Origin of the sequence: Pedobacter aquatilis (assembly GCF_030409415.1) — a bacterium.
Lineage (GTDB): Bacteria > Bacteroidota > Bacteroidia > Sphingobacteriales > Sphingobacteriaceae > Pedobacter > Pedobacter aquatilis.
In genome coordinates this window covers 134,209-158,622 of record NZ_JAUFPW010000032.1, presented here as the reverse complement: position 1 = coordinate 158,622, position 24,414 = coordinate 134,209, and the positions used below count along the sequence as shown (strand labels likewise).

Sequence of the window (24,414 nt, the reverse complement as noted above, 5' to 3'; positions counted from 1 at the left end):
AGGTTTTTGTGCTTCAGATTTTATAAATTATGCTAATGTAGCAAAAAAGTATACCGCTGCAATGCGGTTTAAATAACGCAGGCTTTTGCTATATATATCGTTTGTTAGCCAGCACTTTATGTAACCTTCGCTTCTCTAACTTTTTTCGAAAAAATCTTTGGGAAAAACCTTTTTAATAAAACTGCTTTGGTTTCTTTACCACCAATATAAACTTCCTCTTTTTTAGCAGAAACCGCATTTACGATTTCTTTTGCACATTCTTCAGCACTCATTCCATTAGCTTGTGCGTCGTCCATTGTTCCTTGTATTTTGCCATTAGCCGTAAGCGCATTTATAGAAACATTGGTTTTTATAAATCCCGGGCAAATAATCGTAATGTCGATGTTTTTATCGTAAACTTCTGAGCGTAGTGAGTCAAAATAGCCATGTAGTGCATGTTTTGATGCAGCATATGCCGAACGTAATTTTGTTCCAAATTTGCCCACCAAGCTACTTACCACTACAATTTGTCCACCGCCGTTGGCAATCATAATCGGTAAAACAGTTTTGCTTAAAACTACGGTTCCCCAAAAATTTGTTGCCATAATTTGCTGTTCGGTTTTAGTATCCGTTGCTAAAGCCAAACTTCTTTGGCTTACACCACCCGAATTGATAAGCAAATCTATCTTTCCGAAAATTTTAATGGCATCTTCAGCTTTTTGCTCTAAAATTTCTGTTTCCCTTAAATCGAAGGGTAATACATGCACATTAAAAGAGTTTTGGCAGTTTCCCTTTACTCTAAATAATTCATCTCTATTCCTAGCAGAAATAATTAGCTTGTTTCCACCCTTAAAATATTCGTAAACTAAGGCTTCGCCAATACCTGATGAAGCACCTGTAATCCATATAATTTTAGACATATATTTTTAGTTAGGTAATTTAATGATTGAGTGTTGCAAAGTGTCAAAGATTGAGCTCTCAGGGCATTCACTCATTCAAAATTCAATAATTCTCTCATTCATAAATCATTCATTTAAAATGAACAATTCTGATGCAATGTGGTCGGCAAAAAGCTTTCCGCTTTCACTCAATTTTATGGTGTCATTTTCTAGAATTAACCAATTTTTCCCCTCAAAATTTCGTAGGTTGTATTTAGTCTCTTCAAAGAAGTCTTTTCCAAAATCCGTTTGTATTTTTTGCAAATCCGTTCCCCAAATCGTTCTTAAAGAAGTCATCATATATTCATTAAACCTATCATTTAAGCTTAACTCTTCAATAATTTCTGGTAACTTATTACTTTGTAAAGTTTGGATATAAGAAGCATTATTGGCCGGGTTCATGTAACGGTTTCGGCCATCAAAACCGTGCGCCGACGGACCAATACCAATGTAATCAATGCCTTTCCAATAATTTGTATTGTGAATGGCGTAACAATTAGGTTTTGCAAAATTCGAAATTTCATAATGCTCAAAACCAGCATCTTTTAGTTTATCCATTAAAATCACAAACTGTGCTGCGCTTTGATTATCGCTAACAGGCGTTTGCTTTTTGGTTTTTATGGCATGCGCTAAAGCTGTCTTCGGCTCAACTGTTAAAGCATAAGCAGAAATATGCGGTACACTTAATTCAATGGCTTTCTGAATATTAATCTTCCACTTTTCATCACTTAAAAGCGGATAACCATAAATTAAATCTATTGTAAGGTTTTCAAAGCCTGCATCCTGGCTTCTTTGTACGCAACTTTCGCCTTCATCTGCATTATGTGCTCTGTTCATCCAAATCAAGTCCTCATTAAAAAATGATTGAATTCCAATGCTAAAGCGGTTCACAGGAAGTTGTTTTAATTCCCTAAGTTTTTGGGCGGTTAAATCATCAGGGTTGGTTTCGATGGTAATTTCAGCGTTTGCATCAACAGAAAATGTGTGATTAATGGTATCGAAAATTTTCTGCAAGGCCGATTGAGATAGGATGGAAGGTGTACCTCCGCCTAAATAAATACTGCCCACTTGTCCGTTAATTCTATCTTTTTTAAACTTAATTTCCTTGCAAATGCTTTCTACCATTTCATAAGCGTATTTTAATGATGTGCTAAAATGAAAATCGCAATAGTGGCAAGCCTTTTTGCAAAATGGAATGTGAATATATATACCAGACATTGCTGCAAAGATACATCATATTCTAAATCCATTTATTTTCTTTAGGTAAACAATGATTAATCAGCTACTTTTGCAACTTTAAGTTTGTAGTAATGCTAAAGCATATTTTAATCTTCATTTCATTTATCTTCTCGGCTAATTTTGCCCTTGCACAGCAAGTTCCTGCCGCAAAGGATAGTGTGGCTACGGTTAATAGTTACAGGAGATATAAAGTTGATTCAGCCACCTTAGTTAGACAGCAATTTGTTACCGATTCTATCATCAGACACACTTGGGTTCTGCCAGATAGCGCCATAAATAAAAACGCTTTACTGGATAGTGTTCAAAATGAATATCTCTTTCCCACACTAGACTTATTGGCTTGGCAGCAGAAATATAAAAACTTTAAGAAAAAGGAAAACCCTTATCAGCTTGGAAAATCTATCCCAAAGGGAAATGTATATCTTTTGGGTTTTATTTTTATCATGCTTCTGGTTTTTGCTATTTTAAAGAATGCTTTTGCAAAACAGCTATCTGCTATCGTACAATCGTTCTTTAGTAATCGGATTTTAAATAACATAAATAAAGAAGATAATCTGTTCAGCTCCTGGCCATTTTTACTTTTATTTATACAATTCGGATTCATTTTAGGAATGTTTTTCTTCCTGGTTGCGCAATATTACAACATGTATCAGGCGCAAGATGGGTTTAAGTTTTTCTTCTCCATTTCGCTAATAATTATTGTTTTTTACGCATTAAAATTGGTGCTTTTAAGATTCTTAGGTTTTCTCTTTAATATGCAAAAACCCGTTGGAGAGTATATTTCAATATTATATTTAAGTTATTTTAATGCTTCCTTATTATTCATTCCTCTTGTTGTAGCCTTTGCATTGTCTCCATTAAAATACGGCGCAATTTACATTGCGATAGCGATATTGCTACTTGTAGTTATATTTGCATTTCAGTTACTTAGGGCAGGGGTTACCATACTTTCTAACAATAAGTTTTCGAAAATGCATTTATTTTTGTACTTTTGCGCCCTCGAAATATGTCCTATTTTAATACTAATTAAAACGATAGGATTGTAGCAGAAATAAAGGAAAATGCAAGAAAAGAACGACTCTAGAATCCGTAAAGTAAAAAGTATCTTAGTTACTCTACCGAAACCTGAAACAGAAAAATCTCCTTATTATGATTTGGCTAAGAAGCATAATTTAAAAGTCGATTTCAGATCCTTTATTCACGTAGAAGGTGTGCCTGCAAGGGATTTCAGAAAGGATAAGATTAACCTTGCTGATTTTACAGCAGTGATTTTTACCAGTAGAAATGCTGCCGACCATTTTTTCAGAATTTGTGAGGAAATGCGCTATGACGTTCCTGCCGAGCTAAAATATTTCTGTCTCTCTGAGACTATAGCTTTGTATCTTCAAAAGTATATTCAATATCGCAAGCGTAAAATATTTTTTGGTAAACAAACTGCAGCAGATTTGGCGGAAGTATTGAAAAAACATGCCAATGAGAAATTCTTATATCCTTGCTCTGATGTAGCAACAGAAGATACTATGAAATTCTTAGAAAAAAGTGGTTACGATTTTACGCCTGCTGTTCTGTTTAAAACAGTTGTTAGTGATCTTTCTGATCTTGCAGAGGTGTTTTACGATGTAATTGCGTTCTTCAGTCCATCAAGTATTCAATCGCTATTTAAAAATTTTCCTGACTTTAAGCAAAACAATACAAGAATTGCAGCGTTTGGAGTTAATACGAGCAAAGCTGTAACCGATATGGGTTTGATTGTTGATATTGCTGCTCCAACACCTGGAGTACCATCAATGACTATGGCCATAGAGAACTACATCAAAGTTTCGAATAAATAAAAAGATTCCCTCTATTTTTTTTACTAGCAAACAATAAATGCCAACTTTTTGAGTTATAGCAGGATAGCGTCTTGTTTGTAACGAAAATATTAGGTTAAAAGCGTCTATAAAACCGTTCTTACACCCTAATAAAAGGGGTTTCGTGTAAATTTTTTGCTTTTGTTATATATTTAAATGATTTTTGATTAATCTCTAATTGTGTTTATACACTATAAATAAGTATGAAGAAAATTTACTTTCTGTCTATAATGGTGGTAACGGTATTACTTGCAAGCTGCGGTCATGGTGGTCAGGGCGAGCTCGTTGGCGCTTACAACCGTAAATTTAAAAACCAAAGGATTCCTTTAGGGATGGTTTATATTCCACCCGGGCATACACCACTTGGAGGATCGGACGAGGATATTACGTTTTCGCAAGCAGGGCCAAGCAGAATGACAACAATTCCTGCTTTCTTTATGGACCAAACTGAAATTTCTAATGCAGAATATCGCCAGTTTACGAAATGGGTTCGAGATTCTATCGCAATTGTTGCTATGGGTTATCCGCAACAATATATGATGACCCAAAAAGGTGCAGCAGCTAATGCAGTTGGTGGAGAAAAATATATCGACTGGAGAAAAGTTGGAAATGGATCGGGAATTTGGAGCGGTAAAGGGAAAGGTGCCAATGCAGCTAATGCTAGTCAACTGGATAATATGTATTATTCTGGTTTAGATGCATTGCCAGGTAAAAAGGAAATCGATGTGCGTAAGTTGGAATATACTTATGGAATATTAAATTTTGATAAAGCAGCTTTAGGTCATAAAGATCCAAACAGCAAACGTCAGGATTATATTGATAGATATACCATTGCTGTTTATCCTGATACCATGGTTTGGAAAACAGATTATTCGTACTCACAAAATGATCCAATGGTGAGAGGTTATTTCAACCATCCATCTTACGATGATTATCCGGTTGTGGGTGTAAGTTGGGAGCAAAGTCAGGCTTTTGCTCATTGGCGAACACAACTATATCAGGGTGTAGCTTCCGCTAGAAAAATGCCTGCAAATGCAAGAGCAGATTATAGGTTACCATCAGAGTCTGAGTATGAATATGCAGCAAGAGGCGGTAATACCAAAACCAAATATCCTTGGGGTGGTCCATACATTAGAAACACAAAGGGTTGCTTACAGGCTAACTTTAAGCCTGGTCGTGGAGATTATTCCAGCGATGGCGGTATCTATACGGTAGGTGTTCGTTCGTATTTCCCTAACGATTATGGCTTATATAATATGGCGGGTAACGTTGCCGAGTGGACACAAACTGCTTATAATAAGTCAGCTGCTCCATTGCTACACGACTTAAGTCCGAATTTTACTTATGTGGCTGGCAAAGAAGATAGTAAATATTTAAAACGTAAAGTTGTTAAGGGTGGTTCATGGAAAGATACAGGCTACTTCTTACAGAATGCTGTATCAACATACGAATACCAAGACCAACAAAGATCTTATATCGGTTTTAGGTGTGTATCAGCACTTTATGGTACAGATTTAAGAAACAAAAACTAATAAACCAATCAAACTAAAAACTAAAGAAAAACATTTAATAACTTTTTTATGGCAGCAAAGAAACAACCAAGTTGGTTACACGTAGCGATTTCATGGGGTGCGAGTATTGTAATTATAGGTGCATTGTTTAAAATTCTTCACCTTGGGGGCATCTTGGGTAACTACATGATAGGTGCCGGATTAGGAATTGAGGCTTTGTTATTCTTTTTAACAGGTTTCTTCCCACCAGAGCCAGAACCAGCATGGGAAAGAGTTTATCCAGAATTGAGAGAAGATTTTAAAGGAGAGTTGCCTGTTGCTTCAGCTAGACCACAAGCGGTAGCAGTTTCTGCTCCAACGTCAGCAGCTTTAGATAAAATGTTAGCTGATGCTAAAGTTGGTCCTGAATTGATTGAAAGTTTAGGTAATGGCTTACGCACATTTGGCGACAAGGTTGCTGCAATTTCAAACGTTGCTGATGCTTCTACTGCTACAAACGAATTTACAAGTAAAGTAAAAACTGCTTCCGCAGGATTTGATAGTTTAAGTGTATCTTTTGAAAAAGCTACAGCAAATTTAAAAGCGATGGGAGATAATAGTGTAAATGCTCAGGCTTATCATGATCAGGTTAATAATTTAGCTAAAAACTTATCAGCATTAAACGCTGTATACGAATTAGAGTTGCAAGATTCTTCAGCACATTTAAAATCGATGAATAAATTCTATTCAAACTTATCACTTACCATGCAGAACTTTAACGAATCGATGGAAGATTCTAAACAGTTTAAAGAAGAGGTGAACAAGTTGGCGAAAAACTTATCATCACTAAACGCCATTTATGGTAATATGCTTTCGGCTATGAATAGCCCTAGAGTTTAATTATTTAGTTTTTAACTTAATTAAAAAAAGCTACATAAAAAATGGCAGGCGGAAAAGAATCAACGAGGCAGCGGATGATCAATATCATGTATTTGGTATTGTTAGCTATGCTTGCCCTTAACGTATCAGACACAATATTGGATGCTTTTAAAAACATCAATGATAGTTTAGATACGTCAAAAAATAATGTTAATACAAGTATTGAACAACTTTTTTCATCATTCGAAAATTCAAAATTGAAAGAAGAGCCGGCAAGAGCCCAGCCTATTTACGATAAGGCGAAACAAGCTAAAGCTGCTGCTGATGATTTGAACAATTATATTGAAAGCATTAAAAAGCAATTTACTACTGCAGGTGATGGTATAAATCCTGAAACTGGTGATTTAACTAATAGAGATAATCAGGATATTTCTCCAAATATCATGATTAATCAAAAGGAAGGCGCAAAGCTTAAGGCTAAAATTAATGCAACTCGCGAGAAGCTAATTTCTTTGCTTGATGCTCAAGACAGGGCATCTGTAACTTTCTCTCTTGAAGCAAAGGATCCGGTAAGAAAAAGAAAAGGAAACTGGGAAGAAACCTTATTTGGAGAAGGAACGCCTTTAACAGCGGCAATGACAATTTTAACTAAACTTCAAACAGATACAAAAAATGCAGAAGCTGAAGTGGTTAAAAAATTATTTGGGAACATGGATAAAGCCATTGTTAACATTGATAAGTTTGCTGCAGTTGCAGTTGCACCAACTTCATATGTTATCCAAGGTCAACCTTATACGGCAGAAGTGTTTTTAACTGCAAGCGATTCAAGATCAAACCCAGACATTAGCGTTGGCGGTGGTAAGCTTAACGTAAAAGAAGGTAAAGGTACTTACACTGGTAGTACTGGTAGTGTTGGTGTTTTTAAATGGGTTGGAACAATTCGTGTTCGCCAAACGGATGGACAAATAAAAGAGTACAAAACTCCAGAACAAAGCTATCAGGTTGCAAAACCATCAGCAAGTGTATCTTCTGATAAGATGAACGTAATTTACGCAGGTATTCCAAATCCGTTTTCGGTATCAGCAGCTGGTTTTCCTTTAGAAAGCGTTAATGCAAGTGCATCGGGTGCATCTATGAGTAAAGTTGGTGCAGGTAAATACAATGTATTGGCAAGCGGTTCTCAAGTGGGTTCTGAAGTATCAATTAATGTTACCGCATCAAATGCTGGAAAAACGGTGAGCTTAGGTTCTCAGAAATTTAGAGTTAAAGCTATACCTGCTCCGATTGCGAAAGTTGGTGGTAGAATTGGTGGAGATGTTTCTTCAGTTCAACTAAAAAGCGAAACAGAAATTGAAGCAGATTTGGATGATTTCCCATTTGATGTTTCATTCAAGATTTTAAGATATAAAATAACCGTAATTAAACCACGCTCGGAAGCAGTAACGATTGCAGGTAGTGGGGGTAGTTTTGCGGGGGCTGTAAGGGGTGCAATGAATGCAATAACGCCAGGATCAAAGGTTTTCTTTGATGATATTGTTTCTCAAGGACCAGATGGCCGTCAGAAAATTTTGCCTTCGGTTTCATTTAATGTTAAATAAAAAAAAGATGAAAAGGATTTTAAGCTTTGCGGTTTTTGTCTTATCAACAGGATTGGTTTACGCCCAAACGCCTTTAAAAAAGAAAACACCGGTACAACAAGCTGCGGGTAATACTGTCGCTCCAATAGATTCAACTAAAAAAGTTTCAGTTAAGAAAAAACTAAAGGTACCGCCGAAAGATGGTTTTTACGCCCGTAAGGATATAGATAGTACCGAAATGGTTCCTTTTGCTGATGTACGTGAAGAAGATGTGTTTTATGCAAAGCGTATCTGGAGAGAAATTGATTTGAGAGATACTGTAAATTCAGTGCTTAAATCGCCAAAATCCAGATTAATTGATGTGATGATTGCTTCAATTAAGGCAGAAGAATTAACAGCTTATGCACCAATTGATAGTGCTTTAAATGAAGATGATGCATTTCATACGCCTTTAAGCGCTGATTCAGCTGCCAGAAACGCATTAGGGACTTCAGAAGTTTCAAATAATAAAACTGGTACGGTTACTACGGTTGTAAATGATTTTAATCCTGAATCATTTTTAAAATTCCGTGTAAAAGAGGATTGGATCTTCGATACAAAACGTGGGATTTTTGAGCCACGTATTGTTGGTATTGCGCCTTTGAAATACAATGATATTTCGAAAGTTTGGCAGCCGGTTTTTTGGGTGAGCTATGACGAGTTAAGACCTATTATTGCGCACAAAAGATTAATTAACACGAATAATGATGCATCAACATTGAGTTTTGATGATTTCTTTATCCGTAGATTATTTAGCAGTTATATTGTTAAAGAATCTAATCCAGGCGATAATAAGTTAAGAGATATCATCTCAGACCCACGAGAAAGATTAATGGAATCTGAAAGAATTAAAAAGTCGGTTCTTGATTACGAACAAGGACTTTGGGAATATTAAAGTAAAAAGGCTTCGATGAAAATCGAAGCTTTTTCTTTTCATAAGATCCGTCATTGCGAGGCAAGAAGCAATCTTAAAGCGGAAAATTTATTATAAAGATTGCTAGTTCGTCGAAGTAACGACTACAATTCTATTCTTGTTTAAAGTAATCTAATAGCGTAATAGTTTGCTTTTTATTCAAAACCTCCGCAAGTTCTTTTTCACTAGCCTCTTTAATTTTCTTAACAGATTTGAAATGTTTTAAAAGCTTATCGGCTGTTGTTTTACCAATACCCCCAATTTGTTCCAATTCTGTTTTTAAGGTGCCTTGGTCGCGTTTTTTTCTATGAAAGGTGATGCCGAAACGATGCGCTTCATCTCGCAATTGCTGAATAATTTTCAAGGTTTCAGATTTTTTATCAAGATAAAGTGGATAAGAATCCCCCGGATAAAATAATTCTTCCAATCTTTTCGCAATTCCAATAACGGTAACCCGATTGTAAATGCCCAAACTTTTTAAACTCTTAACAGCCGATGATAGCTGACCTTTACCGCCATCAATTATAATAAGTTGAGGCAAAGGCTGGTCTTCATCTAACATACGTCTATAACGCCTAAAAACAGCCTCTTCCATCGTAGCAAAATCGTTCGGTCCTTCTACCGTTTTAACATTAAAATGCCTGTAATCTTTTTTAGATGGTTTAGCATCTTTAAAAACAACAATTGCCGAAACCGGATATTTTCCCTGAAAGTTGGAGTTATCAAAGCATTCGATATGTTTTGGCAGTTGCGTTAACCGCAAATCTTTTTGCATTGTACTTAAAATGCGGTCAACTCTTAAATCAGGATTCAACTTTTCGTATTGATTCAGTTTTTCCTTTTTAAAGAAAAGCACGTTTTTTTGCGATAATTCTAAAAGCTTCTTTTTTTCACCGAGTTTTGGGACTGTAAACTTCAGGTTTTCATCTTCTAAAGAAAGCTCGAAAGGTACTATGATTTCTTTCGAAGTGCTGTTAAATTTAGTTCTGAAATCTAACATCGCTAACGTTAAAATCTCATCATCACTTTCATCCAGCTGCTTTTTAACCTCAATGGTTTGCGTTTGAATGATTGTTCCGTTCATCACCTTTAAATAGTTTACAAAAGCATAACGTTCATCAGAAGCAATGCTTACCACATCTACATTGGTAATGGCACTATTTACAACCGTCGATTTACTTTGGTATTTCTCTAAAACCTCTAATCGCCTTGCATATTGATGCGCCTGTTCGAAATTTAATTCTTCTGAAGCTTTTTTGATAACACCTTTAACATCACGGATAACATTGCCAATTTTGCCATTTAAAATTTCTTTTATCTCGCCTATATTTTTATCGTAATCTGCTTCACTTTGGTAAGCCTGACAAGGACCTTTGCAGTTCCCAATCTGATATTCAAGGCAAACTTTAAACTTTCCTTCGGCAATATTTTTCTCATTTAAAGGTAAATTGCAAGTACGTAATGTATAAGTTTCCTTAATTAAATCGAGAATTGTATGCATCATTCCTATCGAACCGTAAGGTCCAAAGTACGTCGAACCATCTTTAATAACTTTTCTGGTCCAATATATTCTCGGAAAATGCTCATTTTTAACAATTATCCAAGGGTAGGTTTTATCGTCCTTTAAGTTGATATTAAACTTTGGTTGATGCTTTTTAATTAAGCTGTTTTCCAGCAACCAAGCATCAATTTCCGTATCAACAATAGTAAAAGTTATCTTTCTGATACGTGACACCAGCACCCTGGTTTTACCATTAAATTGGTTTTTATCAGCGTTGAAATAGGAGCCAACCCGATTTCTTAAATCTTTCGCCTTGCCAATGTACATCAGCTTTCCGTCAGCATCCCAATACTGATACACACCTGGTTTGTGTGGTATTGCGGTTAATGCTGTTTTATGGTCGAAACTGCTCATTAATACAAATTAAGATTTTATGCGGGATTTTGTTTTGTGTTTTTAAAAATTTGGGCGTGCCCCCAAGCTGCGCAAGGGGTCAGGCTATTCACTTCAAGTCCGCTCCCGATTAAACCTGTGAACGATTTAAGCCATACATTTAAAATATAAACCACTGCTTAAAATCGGGATTGCGGGCTTTCCGTTACTATCCTTCACGCAAAAACCTAGAAGCCTAATTTCTCATCAAGCTCTGTAGTTCCTTCTTCCTGTTGTTGATATTGGTTACAATCGAACACAATAGAAACTCCTGATTTTGGAGCTTCAAAATCGGCATGACTGATTTTTAACTTTGGATTTGCATATACGCGTTTTATAAAGCCAGCAAAAATTGGTAGCGCAGTGTTTGCACCTTCACCCTGACTTGTACTGATAAAGTGAAAGGCACGATCTTCACAACCCGTCCACACACCTGTTACCAGTTGAGGCGTTATTGCCATAAACCAACCATCGGAGTTATTTTGTGTTGTACCAGTTTTACCGCCAATCGGTGCATTTACATTATATTTTCTATTTAACCTTGAACCTGTACCACCTGTCACAACGCCTTTAAGCATTCTGGTCATGACATAAGCAACTTCCTCACTCATTATTGGTTTTGGTATTGGCTTTTGAGAAAATAAAACAACACCGTTTTTATCTTCAATTCTGAGTAAATAAACCGGCTTAGTATAAACACCTTTATTTGCGAAGGCTCCATAAGCGCCTACCATGTTATAAATTGACGAATCGAATGTACCAAGCGCAATAGAAGGGTAAGCCGGAACATTCGGTATGCCCATTTTTGTAGCTAATGTAGATACTGCAACAGGACCAACCTGTTTCATTAAGTAAGCCGTAACATAGTTTTGTGAATAAGCAAGTGCTTTTTGAAGGGTAATCGAACCTTCCAGTGGTTTTCCAGAAGATTTTGGTGTCCACGGGTCGCCATATCCTTCTATTGTAACTGGCGTATTCGGAACACTTAAACAAGGTGAAAAACCATTTTCTACAGCAACGGCGTAAGTAAATGGTTTGGCTGTTGAACCTACTTGTCTGGTTCCCATTTTTACCTGGTCGTATTTAAAATGCTCAAAATTAATACCTCCAACCCAGGCTTTAACATAACCTGTAGATGGATCCATACTCATCATCGCATTGCGCAAAAGCATTTTATAATAACGAACCGAATCGATAGGTTTCATTGTTGTATCAACATTTCCTTTCCATGTAAAAATGGTTAGTTGTGTTGGTGTATTAAAATCAGTTTTAATCTCTTCATCAGTTTTACCTTCCGATTTTGCAGCTTTATAACGGTCAGATCGTTTTATGCCTTGTTCAATTTGCAGGGCTTTATCTTTAAATGGATTTCGCCCTTTCCAACTGTTTATGAATTGTGCCTGAAGCGTTTTCATATATTCTTTTTGAGCAGCTTCGGCATATTCCTGCATTTCATAGTTTATGGTTGTATAAATTTTTAAGCCATCCCTATCTAAATCATAAGGTGTTCCATCAGGTTTTGTTATGCCCTGTTCCTCAAAAATATTTTTAATATCAGCTTTTAAAACTGAACGGAAATAAGGCGCAATACCATCGTTAACGGTAGCTGCATTAAAGTGTAAGCCTAAAGGCTTTGCCTGCTCAGTTTCAAATTGTTGCTGGGTTAAGTAGTCAGATTTTACCATCATAGCCATAACCGTATTTCTTCGAGTCTTCGAGCGCTCAGGGTTTCGGGTAGGCGAGTACATGGTAATGCCTTTTTGCATACCAACTAAGGTTGCAGCTTCGGTAATACTTAATTTATCAGGTGTTGTATTAAAATAAACTCTTGCTGCAGATTTAATTCCGTAAGCCTGATTACCAAAATCTACAGTATTCAGGTACATTGTAATAATTTCTTCTTTGGTGTAATTGCGTTCTAATTTAACTGCTACAACCCATTCTTTAAACTTCTGCATTACACGCTTAAAGAAATTGCGTTCCCTGCCTTCCTCAGAAAATAAATTAAGTGCCAATTGCTGGGTTATGGTACTTCCACCTTGTTTTTTGCCAATTAAATTATAACCAATTATGGTAAACGTTCTTTGGAAATCAATACCCGAGTGGTCTTTGAAACGTGTGTCTTCAGTTGCAATTAAGCTATTGATTACGTTGGGTGAAATGTCTTTGTATGTAACGTTAGAACGATTTTGAACAAAATATGTACCCAAGGGTCTACCATCTTCAGCAATAATTTCTGATGCTTGATTACTTTTTGGGTGTTCAATATCTCTAAATGATGGCAAACTTCCGAAAAGCCCAAATCCAAGCATTGAAATAAATATGGCAAATATTGCAATCCCTCCGATTACAATTTTCCATATTCTTAAATTATATCTTTTAATATCAGCTTCTGAAATAGATTTTTTCATCCGTGTTTTATTGTTTTTTGTGATGAGCCAAGTTTTAATCAACTAGGCTACATCTTAATAATTATTTTTGTAAAACTCTAGATATTCGTTAATACGATTTCTATCTGTTAGTTTCTCAAAATTTTCTTTACTAATTATAAAGCTCTTATACTTCGTTGCCGGAACTTTCATAATATTTTTCAATTGCCCTTTTATGCTTTCTTCGTAAATTTTGGCATCTTCTAAATCTACGAAACTGGTTACGTAAATAAGCTGGTCATCATCTAACTCTACCAATTTATGGGCCAAATCGTTATCTGGATAATTACCTCTGTTAAACTGTCCAATACCAAATCTCGAAGAGCTCAAAGTTAAGGAAGCATCTGCAACATCTATAACATAATAATAAGTATTTGAATTAGCAGCGCTGAAAATGCTTGCTGGTTTGTTTTCTGCAGGTTTAATAGTTGCAATTGGTTCAGCCTGTTTATCAGTTGGTTTAGTGATAATTTGTACCTGTTTATCATCTGCAGCATTAATATTTTCAATGGGTTTAGGTTTAATATCAGCAATTGGATTTTGAGCAAGAAATCGAGGCTCATTTGAGTCGAAATCAATCAGAGCCACGTTTCTCAGTTTAAATTCTGCCATGTTTGCATCAATATATTTCAAATGATCTCTAACTAATGGAACAATAATTATATCGTTTGGATATAAGGTTATTATTGAATTAAATTCTGTAAGTAGAGCATCAACCTTCGATGTCCTGCCAATAGCAATAGCTTTTAAATAAGCATATTGAGGTGCTAAATCACTATTCGGATAAGCAAGAAGATTTTCATTAACCTGCTTAACAACATTTCCATAATCCTTGCGAGCATAATTATCATATACCTTATTGTATTGCTCGTTAATAATGTTTTCTAACTGATCTTGTTTAGCTGAATAAGCTGGATCGAGAATTGTTTTAGCAAAATTTGATTCCGGAAATCTACTTAAAACCTGCTGTCTGTATTCGTTAGATTTATTGGCATCGATATCTTTATAATTAAGGAATAAGCTGTAGTAAATTGCATCCAAGTGGTTATTCTCCGGAAATCTTCTTAACAACTCTAAGTAAGTTTTATTAGCTTCTGGTATATCATTCAATTCCTGCTGGTAAAAACTTGCGATTTCGAAATAGGCATCAATAATTTTTTGATTTGATGCAGCAAGCAACTGCGGCGTTGTAGGTAAATTATCTAAAAACTGATTTTCGATAGAGGTTTGCGAATTATCTGTTGCAGTATTTGGATTATTTGTTTGATTAATTCCAGTTGCTACATTACCACCAGCTAAAATCTGATTGTTATCTTGTGCAGATGACCGTACACTTTGGCGCCAATTATCTTCAAGTTGGCGATTGCCCCAACGCTTCTTGAAATCGGCAAAACCATTACTAATGGCTACACTATTGTTAAAATAGAAAGTATTGCCAGTACCATTTGATAAATTAGGATTTAGCGATTGATTTGGCGAAGCAATGTCACTCAATAAATCGTTTCCTGTAGTATTTGCAAGCTCAGTAAGCTCAACTTTCGGGCGTAAATAATCCTTTACTTTTGCTGCCCTTTCACTTTCTGGTAAACGAGAAATAAACTGTGCTGTATCTTCTTTTGAGATTAAGGTATATCTATCTACTAAATATTGCAGATTATTAGCTTTTTTAACAATATTATCGTAGTCCGAAAAGTTTTTCGGTAGAATTGATACTGCACTATCATAGTATAATTTTGCACGGATGTAATTTTTGATATCCTTAAAATTTATGTCAGCAACCTTTAGGTAAGATAAAGCCTTTTGATTTTGATTTCTGGTGCTTTTTTGGATAGATTTCTGGTAATTTTCTTCGGCCTTTACCAAATTACCTTCGGTGTAAAACAATTCTCCAACCTGATAATAGATCTGGTCGGTGTAATCGAAGTTCTTATCATCTTTTAGTAAGGCAAGTAGCGCCTGCTCTTCATTTATTTTATAACCACTTATTATTGCCCGGAGTTTAATGCGGTTTAAATTAGCATGAAAATACATTTCGAAGGGCGCATTGCTATTCTCTACTTTCGTAAAGTTGATAAATGCATTTTGATAGTCTTTTTCCTTTTCCTGCAATTGCGCCAAAATGTATTGCCATCTAATACGGAGTTGCTTTTCATCTGCCAATCTTATCGCGTTCTCCAAAAGTAAAATGGCCTCTTTATTTCTTTTTTGATAAATACGCATTTGAGCAGTTGTAGCTAGTGGCTCAGCAATATCTTTTTTAAGATCATCCGCTGCTCGCAACATTGTGTCTAAAATCTTATCAGCAACAACCATATTATTTAATTGCATCTGGCTTCTGGCTTTCCAATTCATGGCCATTACAAATGTTTTTAAATTATTGTTGTAAGTTTTTGCTACATAGTCAAAATATTCTGATGAGATAAAATAATTTCCTTTTAAATAATTTGCCTTACCCATCAGCATATATGAATCATCAATATAATTGCTAAAGCTTTTTTCGTTTATGATGGTTTGCCCTTTAGTAATAACCTCGTCTAATTGTTTATTCTCGATCCCCGGTGATAAAACTAAATTGACCTGAGGTTCAGGATCTAAATAAACTGGTAAAATTTGCCCGTAATTATCTGCATAACTTTGTAAAAGCGTTTCATTGTATTCGGTAAGTAAAACATTTGAATTATATATATAGTTATACCTAGCCGTAAGATTTTGCATCTTGCGATCGATGGCTGTATTTTTATTGGCTACGCAGCCAAAAAGAAATAAGCCGATAAATAATAATAAGGGAGATAAAGTTTTGCTGGTATATTTTTTCAAGTATTAATAATTGCTTTTAGTTGTATATACAATTAACAAAATGTAAGTAAAATTATTTTATTTAGCTATACATTTAATTTATCAAAGTTAACTATTTATTATATTAAACGATGGATAAACCTAAAGACGACAATAATGGTAAGAGGCTAAATGGGGTAGCTAAATATTCTGCTATTGGATTTCAAATGATAGCTACGATTGGGCTTTTAACTTTTATAGGTTATAAAATAGATGAGCATCAAAAAAATAATTCGAACCTAATTACTGCAATTTTTGCATTAGTAGGGGTGGCATTGGGTTTATATCAGGCAATAAGGCAAATCACAAAGCCTTAAGCATGTTGGTTGATAAATTTTCAACAATTCAAATGTTGAGTTAGTTACTTGATTTTAAAAATCTTATCTTTGCAGAAGTTTAAATAACTTAAAAATATCTATCTGCATTGACCCTAACCAAATTCACCAGCTATTTCTTTATTCTTGTTGGTTTGCTGATTTGCTTAGCGGTAGCTGTGCCTTTAGTTTTGCCTGGTTATCAGATCCTGGTAGGCAGCTTTTGGTTAATTTTTGGGTTTTTAGCTGGTATCACCTATATCGCTTATTTGTTAGCTTATGTGGGTATAAACAGAAATCCTGAGGCCGGAGTTATGGCTATTTTGGGTTCTGTAATTTTGAAGATGATTTTTTGTATGGCTTTTGTGCTGATTTACAGTATAAATACAAAGGAAAACGGAGTTCTCTTTGTTGTAAATTTTTTTTCTCTTTATTTATTGTTTACAGCCTTTGAAATGTACTGTTTGTTACGTAACTTGCGCCACCAAAATTTAAAGTAAAAAACTGCCAATAAATGGATTTTAACCAAGTTTTTATGTCGAAAGTTGTTAAGGTAATTGTTGTTTTTACGCTTTTAACAGCGTTTTTATCTATCAAAAATAATACTTTCGGTCAAGTTGATAGTGTTTCGTCGTTACCTGTAGATACTGCTGTAGCTGCTACTCAAGAAGCTGGTGCTGTTGTTAATCATGCTGAAGCACATGAGGAAAAAGAAAAAGGTTTTGATATTACTTCATTCATTTTTCATCACATTAGCGATAGTCATTATTTTACGCTTTTTGGTCATGGTGAACATGGTTTTCATTTACACTTGCCAATTATACTTTGGACTAATAGTGGTTTGGTAACTTTTAGTTCATCAGATTTTAAATTTAATGATGATGGAACTCAAGTTGTAGAAAAAAATGGTCAGCGTTTTGCGATGGCGCACAATAAGATTTATTATGCTAACGCTACGGCAAATGAGCATGGTGCTTTTGTGTCTCACGAAATTAAAGATGGTGCTGAAGTTGTAACAAATGCTCGCCCACTTGATTTCTCTGTAACTAAGAATGTTTTCAGTATGCTTTTATCAGTAGTTTTATTGGTAATTGTATTTACAATTGTTGCATCATCTTACAAGAAAAGACAAGGTAAAGCACCGAAAGGAATGCAATCTTTCTTAGAGCCGATTATTTTATTTGTTCGTGATGATATTGCCAGACCAAACTTAGGGCATAAATACGCTGCATTCATGCCGTACTTATTATCGGTATTTTTCTTTATCTGGTTAAATAATATTTTAGGTTTGGTTCCATTTTTTCCGGGTGGTGCAAACGTAACTGGTAACATTGCTTTAACTGTTGTTTTAGCTGCTTGTACATTTTTAATCATCACTTTTAAAGGAAACAAATATTACTGGGGACACATTCTTAATCCTCCTGTGCCTTGGTGGTTAAAGCCATTAATGATTCCTGTAGAGATTTTTGGTATTTTTACTAAACCAATCGCACTTGCAATCAGGCTATTTGCAAACATTACTGCTGGTCACATCTTGGTAATGTCTTTACTATGCTTAATTTTTATTTTTAATTCGCTTTGGATTGCTCCTGCTTCAATTTTCTTTGCTGTATTTATTGGCTTAATTGAATTCCTGGTTGCATTTATTCAAGCGTTTATATTTACGATTCTTTCGGCCTTATTTATTGGTATGGCTGTAGAGGAACACCACTAAGAACATTATTGTTAAATTAATATAAATAAATCAGAAAATGACTGGAACATTAGCTGCAATCGGCGCAGGCTTAGCTGCAATAGGCGCTGGATTAGGTATCGGTAAAATTGGTGGATCTGCAATGGAATCTATTGCTCGTCAACCAGAAGCCGCTTCAAAAATTCAAACTGCTATGCTTATCGCTGCAGCCTTTATCGAGGCGGTTGCTTTATTCGCAGTAGTAGTTTCTTTGATTGCAAAATAATCAAAGAAAAAAAATACAAGAACCTTTTGCGGGATTGCCGCTAAGGTTCTTGTTTAAATTACGTTGTTAAAAGAATATTAATTATATAAGATGGATTTATTAGTTCCTGAAATTGGCTTGTTGGTATGGAATACCATTGCGTTTTTAGTATTGGTTTTCTTATTGGGTAAATTTGCCTGGAAACCTATTATGAAAGCTATCCACGAGCGTGAGCAAAGTATTGATGATGCTTTGAACAAAGCTGAGTTGGCAAAACAAGAAATGGCTCGTTTAACCAGCCAAAATCAAGATTTAATGCAACAAGCACGTGCTGAACGCGATGAAATTTTGAAAGAAGCTAAAACTTTGAAAGATAGCATTTTGAATGAAGCTAAAAAACAAGCTCAGATTGAAGGTGCTAAATTGATTGAGAAAGCTAAAATCGAAATCGAAAACCAAAAGAAAGTTGCTTTAGCTGAAGTTAAAGGTCAGGTTGCTACTTTATCGTTAGAAATTGCTGAACGTGTTTTACGTAACCAGTTAGATGATAAGGCTAAACAAGAAGTTTTAGTTGCTGATTTGTTAAAAGGCGTTGAATTAAATTAAGTTATAAGTATTACGTTTTAAGTTTTAAGTATTGGGCTTATAGTTTAGGGTTAACCGCAATTATAACTTACAACTTATCACTTACAACTTACAACTCAAAATATGTCAGAAATTAAAGTTGCAGGCAGGTATGCCAAATCATTAATAGATTTAGCTGTTGAAAACAACGCTTTAGAATCTACTTATAATGATATGGTTTTATTTGAAAAGGCGGTTGATGAAACCCCTGAATTAGAAGCGATATTGAAAAACCCAATTGTGCCTTTAGATAAAAAGACAGGTATTTTAAACGGTGTTTTTGCTGATAAAGTAAGTAAGTTAACGATTGCTTATTTTAAAATTGTAGTAAGTAAAGGTCGTTCGGCTATCTTATTTGCTACTGCAAAACAATTTATAGAGCAGTATAACAAATTAAATGGAATTGTTACTGCTGATGTTACTTCGGCAACTGTTTTAAGTGCGGAGGCTAAAGAACAAGTTGTTGCAATTGTAAAAAGAGAATTGGGCGCTAAACAAGTTATTATTAATGAAAAAGTTAATGAAAAACTTATTGGTGGCTTTATTTTAAAAGTTGGTGATAAACAGTTTGATGCGAGTATTGCAAGCGGTTTAAATAAACTTAAAAAGGAATTTGCGGTTTAGTAGTATCGAGTATTTAGTATCAAGTATCAAGATTTGAAAATTGGAATTTGAGATTTGAAAATTGAGGGGATACAGAAATAACAAAAGAACTACTTGCTTAAAAATATAAACCCGATTGGGAGCGGTATTTTTGTCATCCTGAGCGTAGTCGAAGGACAAAAAATATAGCAGAAAGCGGGACTGGAATAACAAAAAAGTACAAGATTTACATTTACAAAAAGATATAAATTAAAATTATGGTAGAGGTAAGACCAGACGAAGTATCGGCAATTATCAGACAGCAATTGGCGGGCTTCAAATCAGAAACCGAACTGGAAGAAGTTGGTACCGTGTTGCAAGTGGGCGACGGTATTGCCCGTGTTTACGGTTTAACTAAAGTTCAATCGGGTGAGTTGGTTGAATTTGCAAACGGCCTGCAAGGCATTGTATTAAACCTTGAAGAAGATAACGTTGGTGTGGTACTTTTGGGTGCATCTGACGAGATAAAAGAAGGTGATACAATTAAACGTACTAAAAAAATTGCCTCTATTAAAGTTGGTGAAGGCATGCTTGGGCGTGTTGTTAATACTTTAGGTGAGCCTTTAGATGGTAAAGGTCCAGTCTTAGGTGATACTTATGAAATGCCTTTAGAGCGTAAAGCTCCAGGTGTGGTTTTTCGTCAGCCGGTAAATGAGCCTTTACAAACTGGTATTAAAGCAATCGATGCGATGATTCCAATTGGTCGTGGTCAACGTGAGTTGGTTATTGGCGACCGTCAGATTGGTAAAACTGCTGTTTGTATCGATACCATTATCAACCAAAAAGAATTTTATGAAGCAGGTCAACCTGTGTTCTGTATTTATGTAGCAATTGGTCAGAAAAACTCTACTGTTGCAAACATTGTACGTACATTAGAGGAGAACGGTGCTTTACCATACACAGTTGTTGTTGCTGCTTCGGCTGCTGACCCTGCTCCAATGCAGTTTTACGCTCCGTTTGCTGGTGCGGCAATTGGTGAGTTTTTCCGTGATACGGGTAGACCAGCTTTAATTGTTTATGATGATTTATCTAAACAAGCTGTTGCTTACCGTGAGGTATCATTATTATTAAAACGTCCTCCAGGTCGTGAGGCTTATCCAGGTGACGTTTTCTACTTACACAGTCGTTTATTAGAAAGAGCTGCGAAAATTAACGCAAACGATGATATTGCACAAGCAATGAACGATTTGCCAGAATCAATCAAACATCTTGTAAAAGGTGGTGGTTCATTAACAGCACTTCCAATTATCGAAACACAAGCTGGTGACGTTTCTGCATATATTCCAACTAACGTAATTTCGATTACTGATGGTCAGATTTTCTTAGAGTCGAACTTGTTTAACTCAGGTATTCGTCCGGCTATTAACGTAGGTATTTCGGTATCTCGTGTGGGTGGTAATGCTCAGATTAAATCGATGAAAAAAGTTGCTGGTACTTTAAAATTAGACCAGGCTCAATACCGTGAGTTAGAGGCTTTCTCTAAATTTGGTTCTGATTTAGATGCTGCAACAAAATCTGTATTAGATAAAGGTGCACGTAACGTACAAATGTTAAAACAAGCACAGTTTTCTCCTTTTACAGTAGAAAAACAAGTTGCTATTGTTTATGCAGGTACTAAAAATTTAATGCGTAGCGTACCAGTTGATAAAGTAAAAGAATTCGAAACTGAATATTTAACTCAATTGGAAATGCGTCATCCTGAAACTTTAGCGGCGTTAAAAGCTGGTAAATTTGATGATACCATTACTGGTGTTTTAGATACAGTAGCAAAAGAGATTTCAAGTAAATACTAATTAGATACAAGTAGCGAGTATCAAGTATCAAGACTGGGAACAATCCAATCTTGATACCTGATACTTAATACTCGATACTTAAAAAATGGCTAATTTAAAAGAAGTAAGAAACCGGATTGCATCGGTACAATCAACACAGCAAATTACCAAAGCTATGAAAATGGTTTCGGCAGCGAAGTTGAAACGTGCTACCAATGCAATTATCGCTTTACGTCCTTATGCAACTAAACTGAAAGAGATTTTAGAAAATCTTTCTGCAAGTTTAGAAGGTTCTTCATCGCCTTTTATTCAAGAGCGTGAGCCTAATAAGGTTTTAATTGTTACTGTTTCATCAAACCGTGGTTTGGCCGGAGCTTTTAACATGAACGTAATTAAAGCGGCCAATAATTTAATTGCTGAGAAATATAGTAAGCAATTACAGAATGGTAATGTGAGCATTATTTCTATCGGTAAAAAAACTCAGGATTTTTACGAGAAACGTAAATACAACGTTATTGGTAACAACAACGAAATTTTCTCTGCCTTAACTTTCGAGAACGTAACTAAAATTACTGATGCGATTATGGCTGGTTTTGAGAAAGGTGAATTTGATAGGGTAGAAGTTGTGTATAATCGTTTCAGAAATGCAGCTGTTCAATACATTACTACCGAGCAATTATTGCCGCTTCAAAAGGCTGATGAAACTGCTAAAACTGAAGTTAAATCAACCAATGTTGATTATATTTTAGAGCCTTCTAAAGAAGAAATTGTTGAGCAATTAATCCCTAAGTCAATTAAAATTCAGTTATACAAAGCGGTGTTGGATTCACACGCATCTGAGCACGGCGCACGTATGACATCAATGGATAAAGCAACTGAAAACGCTGGTGAATTATTGAAAGCCTTAAAACTTTCTTATAACCAAGCTCGACAGGCAGCTATTACAACTGAGTTAACTGAGATTGTAAGTGGTGCAGCAGCATTGAATGGATAAAAACAGTCTGAAAGCTTAAGTCGAAAGTCTTGAGTTGATAGAACGCATAAAAAAATCCCATTTCTTAATTGAAATGGGATTTTCTTTTTAAAGTATATTTAATTTTAATCTTAAATAACCATTTTCTATTTTTTTAGGTTTTTCTTGGTCATCAAAAATAGTAGCTGTAAACTTAGCTTCTAACATGTATCCGCCATTTTTTAGCTTGTTAAGCTTAATGACCTCAAATTTCGAATCCTTTTGAGCGTCTTTAGTAATCGTTGTTGCTCTTCCAAAATAATCGGGACCACTAGTTTTAAATGATTGCCTTTCTTTGCGAACAAAAATAGCTATTCCATTTTGAGTGTTTTCCTTGTAAAGATCTACAGCATATTGGTAATTACCAGTATAAAACATTTCTAAATAATTTTTAGGTGTGTTAGACCAAAGACTATTATTGCTGTTCATGTTATTCTTATTAAATTTCTTAGCAAAAACAACGCTTATTTGATTGTTATAATCTACATCATGGATATCGTAACGTTGACCATACATAATAGAATCCTTATCTCCAGAAATGTACTGTGCATATTTAACAATGGAATCTACTTTTGAATTAGGTTGCAGATTAAATCCACCAAACGAATTTACCTTATTAACTTTAATTAATTTGCCATCGATGGTGTAGGAAGCTGAATCTCCTAATAAAGTTAATAGATCAGGCTTCTCTACGGGAGGTTCGATTGGGCTTTCCTTTTTGCAGGCAGCAAGAACTAGTAAGGCCATACTTAGCCTTAGTAAATTTTTAATCTTCATAGTTTGATTTTATTTGTGTGTGCTTCAAATCTAATAAAAACCTTTAACTAACAAAGTAGTCGTTTGAATAATTCCTGACTTTAATACTAATGTTACCAAAGCGGTTTTATAAATAAAATCTGCAATCTGTTTATTAGGACTTATCTTTGAGATTTAATTTCATCATATGAAAAAATACATTTTTATCATATTAGCTTTTGTCCCGTTTTTTGTCAAAGCTCAATCGCCAGCAAGAGATTACACCAATGCCGTACTTTGGCAGCAAACATCTGGTGAATACAAAGCCTTGTGTTTCCAGGCTTATAATTTTGCCCGTTTATCACTAAAGGAAGCCTTATGGGCAGATACAAGTAAAAAGCCAAATTGTGTAATTGTAGATATAGATGAAACTGTTTTAGATAATTCTCCGTTTCAAGGGCATGAAATTAAGAAAGGTTTAAGTTATAATCCAAGCGATTGGACTGAATGGACAAACTTGGCACAGGCTGATACCGTTCCTGGTGCATTGGCATTTTTGAAATTTGCTGCTTCTAAAAATATCGAAACTTTTTATTTAAGTAACCGCGATGAAAAAGATTATGCCGCAACGCTTAAAAACTTACAGAAATTCGGTTTCCCTTATGCCGATGATGCACATTTATTAGTTTCTAAAGGCACATCAAACAAAGAACCTCGCCGCCAAAAAATTGCCGAAACACATAATATTTTAATGCTTTGTGGCGATAATTTGAGTGATTTTTCCAACGTTTTTTATCGCGAAAATAAAAATACAACTCAAGAGGTTAAAGCAAATCAAACATTGTTTGGTGTAAAATATATTGTACTGCCCAACCCAATGTATGGCGATTGGGAAAAGCCTTTGTATAAGGGCGAAAACCTAAATGATAAGGATAAAGCGAAACAACGTTTAGAACGATTAAAAAGTTACTAAACTTTACAAATATTCGGCAATAAAATATTACTTTTGCTGCATCATAAAAATTAAGATTATGGAGAACAACCACTTAAAGCACAATACAGAAAGCATGCAAACGGCAAATCAGCCGGGAATTTATAAATTAATGATTTTGGGCGTACTCGTTTGTATGGTTGGTACTTATCTACGTTTCGCACAAGATTCTTGGCAAATGTCTTTAATCTCATGGATTATTTTATTCATTGGTGCAATCATCGCAATTAAAGGTGTATTCAAAATTTTAGACGCATAAAAATATTTTCTCTCTAAATACAAGAGC

21 protein-coding genes are annotated in these 24,414 nt (G+C 35.1%); 15 read left to right on the top strand and 6 right to left on the bottom strand.

Annotated elements, in window-relative coordinates:
- Window positions 1-116: 116 nt before the first annotated feature.
- Window positions 117-899, bottom strand: coding sequence for an SDR family oxidoreductase (locus QWY86_RS14825; protein ID WP_290243122.1), 783 nt, complete (start codon window positions 897-899; stop codon window positions 117-119).
- 105 nt (window positions 900-1,004) lie between these two features.
- Window positions 1,005-2,135, bottom strand: a complete 1,131-nt coding sequence (gene hemW, locus QWY86_RS14820) for a radical SAM family heme chaperone HemW (protein WP_290243121.1) — start codon at window positions 2,133-2,135, stop codon at window positions 1,005-1,007.
- A 92-nt stretch (window positions 2,136-2,227) separates the two neighbouring features.
- On the opposite strand from hemW, the gene QWY86_RS14815 reads away from it, so the two are divergent.
- From QWY86_RS14815 to porN, 6 genes are all read left to right on the top strand, one after another.
- Window positions 2,228-3,202, top strand: coding sequence for a DUF4271 domain-containing protein (locus tag QWY86_RS14815; RefSeq protein ID WP_290243120.1), 975 nt, complete (start codon window positions 2,228-2,230; stop codon window positions 3,200-3,202).
- 15 nt (window positions 3,203-3,217) lie between these two features.
- Entirely contained in the window at window positions 3,218-3,988 is a 771-nt protein-coding gene (locus tag QWY86_RS14810) for a uroporphyrinogen-III synthase (RefSeq protein ID WP_290243119.1), read from the top strand.
- A gap of 221 nt (window positions 3,989-4,209) precedes the next feature.
- On the top strand, window positions 4,210-5,538 hold the full coding sequence (porK, locus tag QWY86_RS14805) for a T9SS ring complex lipoprotein PorK/GldK (RefSeq protein ID WP_290243118.1): 1,329 nt from the start codon (window positions 4,210-4,212) through the stop codon (window positions 5,536-5,538).
- Window positions 5,539-5,586: 48 nt separating this feature from the next.
- Window positions 5,587-6,396, top strand: coding sequence for a type IX secretion system motor protein PorL/GldL (gene porL, locus QWY86_RS14800; RefSeq protein WP_290243117.1), 810 nt, complete (start codon window positions 5,587-5,589; stop codon window positions 6,394-6,396).
- 41 nt (window positions 6,397-6,437) lie between these two features.
- Window positions 6,438-7,973, top strand: a complete 1,536-nt coding sequence (porM, locus tag QWY86_RS14795) for a type IX secretion system motor protein PorM/GldM (protein ID WP_290243116.1) — start codon at window positions 6,438-6,440, stop codon at window positions 7,971-7,973.
- A gap of 7 nt (window positions 7,974-7,980) precedes the next feature.
- Entirely contained in the window at window positions 7,981-8,886 is a 906-nt protein-coding gene (porN, locus tag QWY86_RS14790) for a type IX secretion system ring subunit PorN/GldN (protein WP_290243115.1), read from the top strand.
- Between the two features lie 130 nt (window positions 8,887-9,016).
- Here the strand turns inward: porN and uvrC are convergent, their stop codons facing one another.
- The 3 genes from uvrC to porW form a co-directional block, all read right to left on the bottom strand.
- Complete coding sequence (uvrC, locus tag QWY86_RS14785) at window positions 9,017-10,819, bottom strand: excinuclease ABC subunit UvrC (RefSeq protein ID WP_290243114.1); 1,803 nt, start codon at window positions 10,817-10,819, stop codon at window positions 9,017-9,019.
- A 206-nt stretch (window positions 10,820-11,025) separates the two neighbouring features.
- Window positions 11,026-13,248: a transglycosylase domain-containing protein gene (locus tag QWY86_RS14780; RefSeq protein ID WP_290243113.1), complete on the bottom strand. Its 2,223-nt coding sequence runs from the start codon at window positions 13,246-13,248 to the stop codon at window positions 11,026-11,028.
- Window positions 13,249-13,302: 54 nt separating this feature from the next.
- Window positions 13,303-16,083 carry a type IX secretion system periplasmic lipoprotein PorW/SprE gene (porW, locus tag QWY86_RS14775; protein ID WP_290243112.1) on the bottom strand — a complete coding sequence of 927 codons (2,781 nt, stop codon included), beginning with the start codon at window positions 16,081-16,083 and terminating at the stop codon, window positions 13,303-13,305.
- Between the two features lie 110 nt (window positions 16,084-16,193).
- Here porW and QWY86_RS14770 point away from each other — a divergent pair, with 110 nt between their 5' ends.
- The 7 genes from QWY86_RS14770 (at window position 16,194) to atpG (ending at window position 22,384) form a co-directional block, all read left to right on the top strand.
- The gene (locus QWY86_RS14770) at window positions 16,194-16,418 is read left to right on the top strand and encodes an AtpZ/AtpI family protein (RefSeq protein ID WP_290243111.1); all 225 of its coding nucleotides are present in this window, start codon (window positions 16,194-16,196) and stop codon (window positions 16,416-16,418) included.
- A 511-nt stretch (window positions 16,419-16,929) separates the two neighbouring features.
- On the top strand, window positions 16,930-18,129 hold the full coding sequence (atpB, locus tag QWY86_RS14765) for a F0F1 ATP synthase subunit A (RefSeq protein ID WP_290243110.1): 1,200 nt from the start codon (window positions 16,930-16,932) through the stop codon (window positions 18,127-18,129).
- A 37-nt stretch (window positions 18,130-18,166) separates the two neighbouring features.
- Window positions 18,167-18,373 (top strand): ATP synthase F0 subunit C, encoded by a 207-nt coding sequence (gene atpE / locus QWY86_RS14760; RefSeq protein ID WP_010601523.1) that lies wholly within the window; start codon window positions 18,167-18,169, stop codon window positions 18,371-18,373.
- 90 nt (window positions 18,374-18,463) lie between these two features.
- Window positions 18,464-18,958 carry a F0F1 ATP synthase subunit B gene (locus tag QWY86_RS14755; protein ID WP_290243109.1) on the top strand — a complete coding sequence of 165 codons (495 nt, stop codon included), beginning with the start codon at window positions 18,464-18,466 and terminating at the stop codon, window positions 18,956-18,958.
- A gap of 102 nt (window positions 18,959-19,060) precedes the next feature.
- Window positions 19,061-19,600, top strand: coding sequence for an ATP synthase F1 subunit delta (gene atpH / locus QWY86_RS14750; RefSeq protein WP_290243108.1), 540 nt, complete (start codon window positions 19,061-19,063; stop codon window positions 19,598-19,600).
- A 236-nt stretch (window positions 19,601-19,836) separates the two neighbouring features.
- A complete protein-coding gene (atpA, locus tag QWY86_RS14745) occupies window positions 19,837-21,411 on the top strand; it encodes a F0F1 ATP synthase subunit alpha (protein ID WP_290243107.1) in 1,575 nt (524 codons plus the stop codon).
- Between the two features lie 85 nt (window positions 21,412-21,496).
- Window positions 21,497-22,384, top strand: a complete 888-nt coding sequence (gene atpG / locus QWY86_RS14740) for an ATP synthase F1 subunit gamma (RefSeq protein ID WP_290243106.1) — start codon at window positions 21,497-21,499, stop codon at window positions 22,382-22,384.
- An 87-nt stretch (window positions 22,385-22,471) separates the two neighbouring features.
- Here atpG and QWY86_RS14735 read toward each other — a convergent pair whose 3' ends face one another.
- Window positions 22,472-23,179: a hypothetical protein gene (locus tag QWY86_RS14735; protein WP_290243105.1), complete on the bottom strand. Its 708-nt coding sequence runs from the start codon at window positions 23,177-23,179 to the stop codon at window positions 22,472-22,474.
- 166 nt (window positions 23,180-23,345) lie between these two features.
- On the opposite strand from QWY86_RS14735, the gene QWY86_RS14730 reads away from it, so the two are divergent.
- A complete protein-coding gene (locus QWY86_RS14730) occupies window positions 23,346-24,110 on the top strand; it encodes a 5'-nucleotidase, lipoprotein e(P4) family (protein WP_290243104.1) in 765 nt (254 codons plus the stop codon).
- Between the two features lie 58 nt (window positions 24,111-24,168).
- Entirely contained in the window at window positions 24,169-24,387 is a 219-nt protein-coding gene (locus QWY86_RS14725; protein WP_290243103.1) for a hypothetical protein, read from the top strand.
- The last annotated feature ends 27 nt before the right edge of the window (window positions 24,388-24,414 follow it).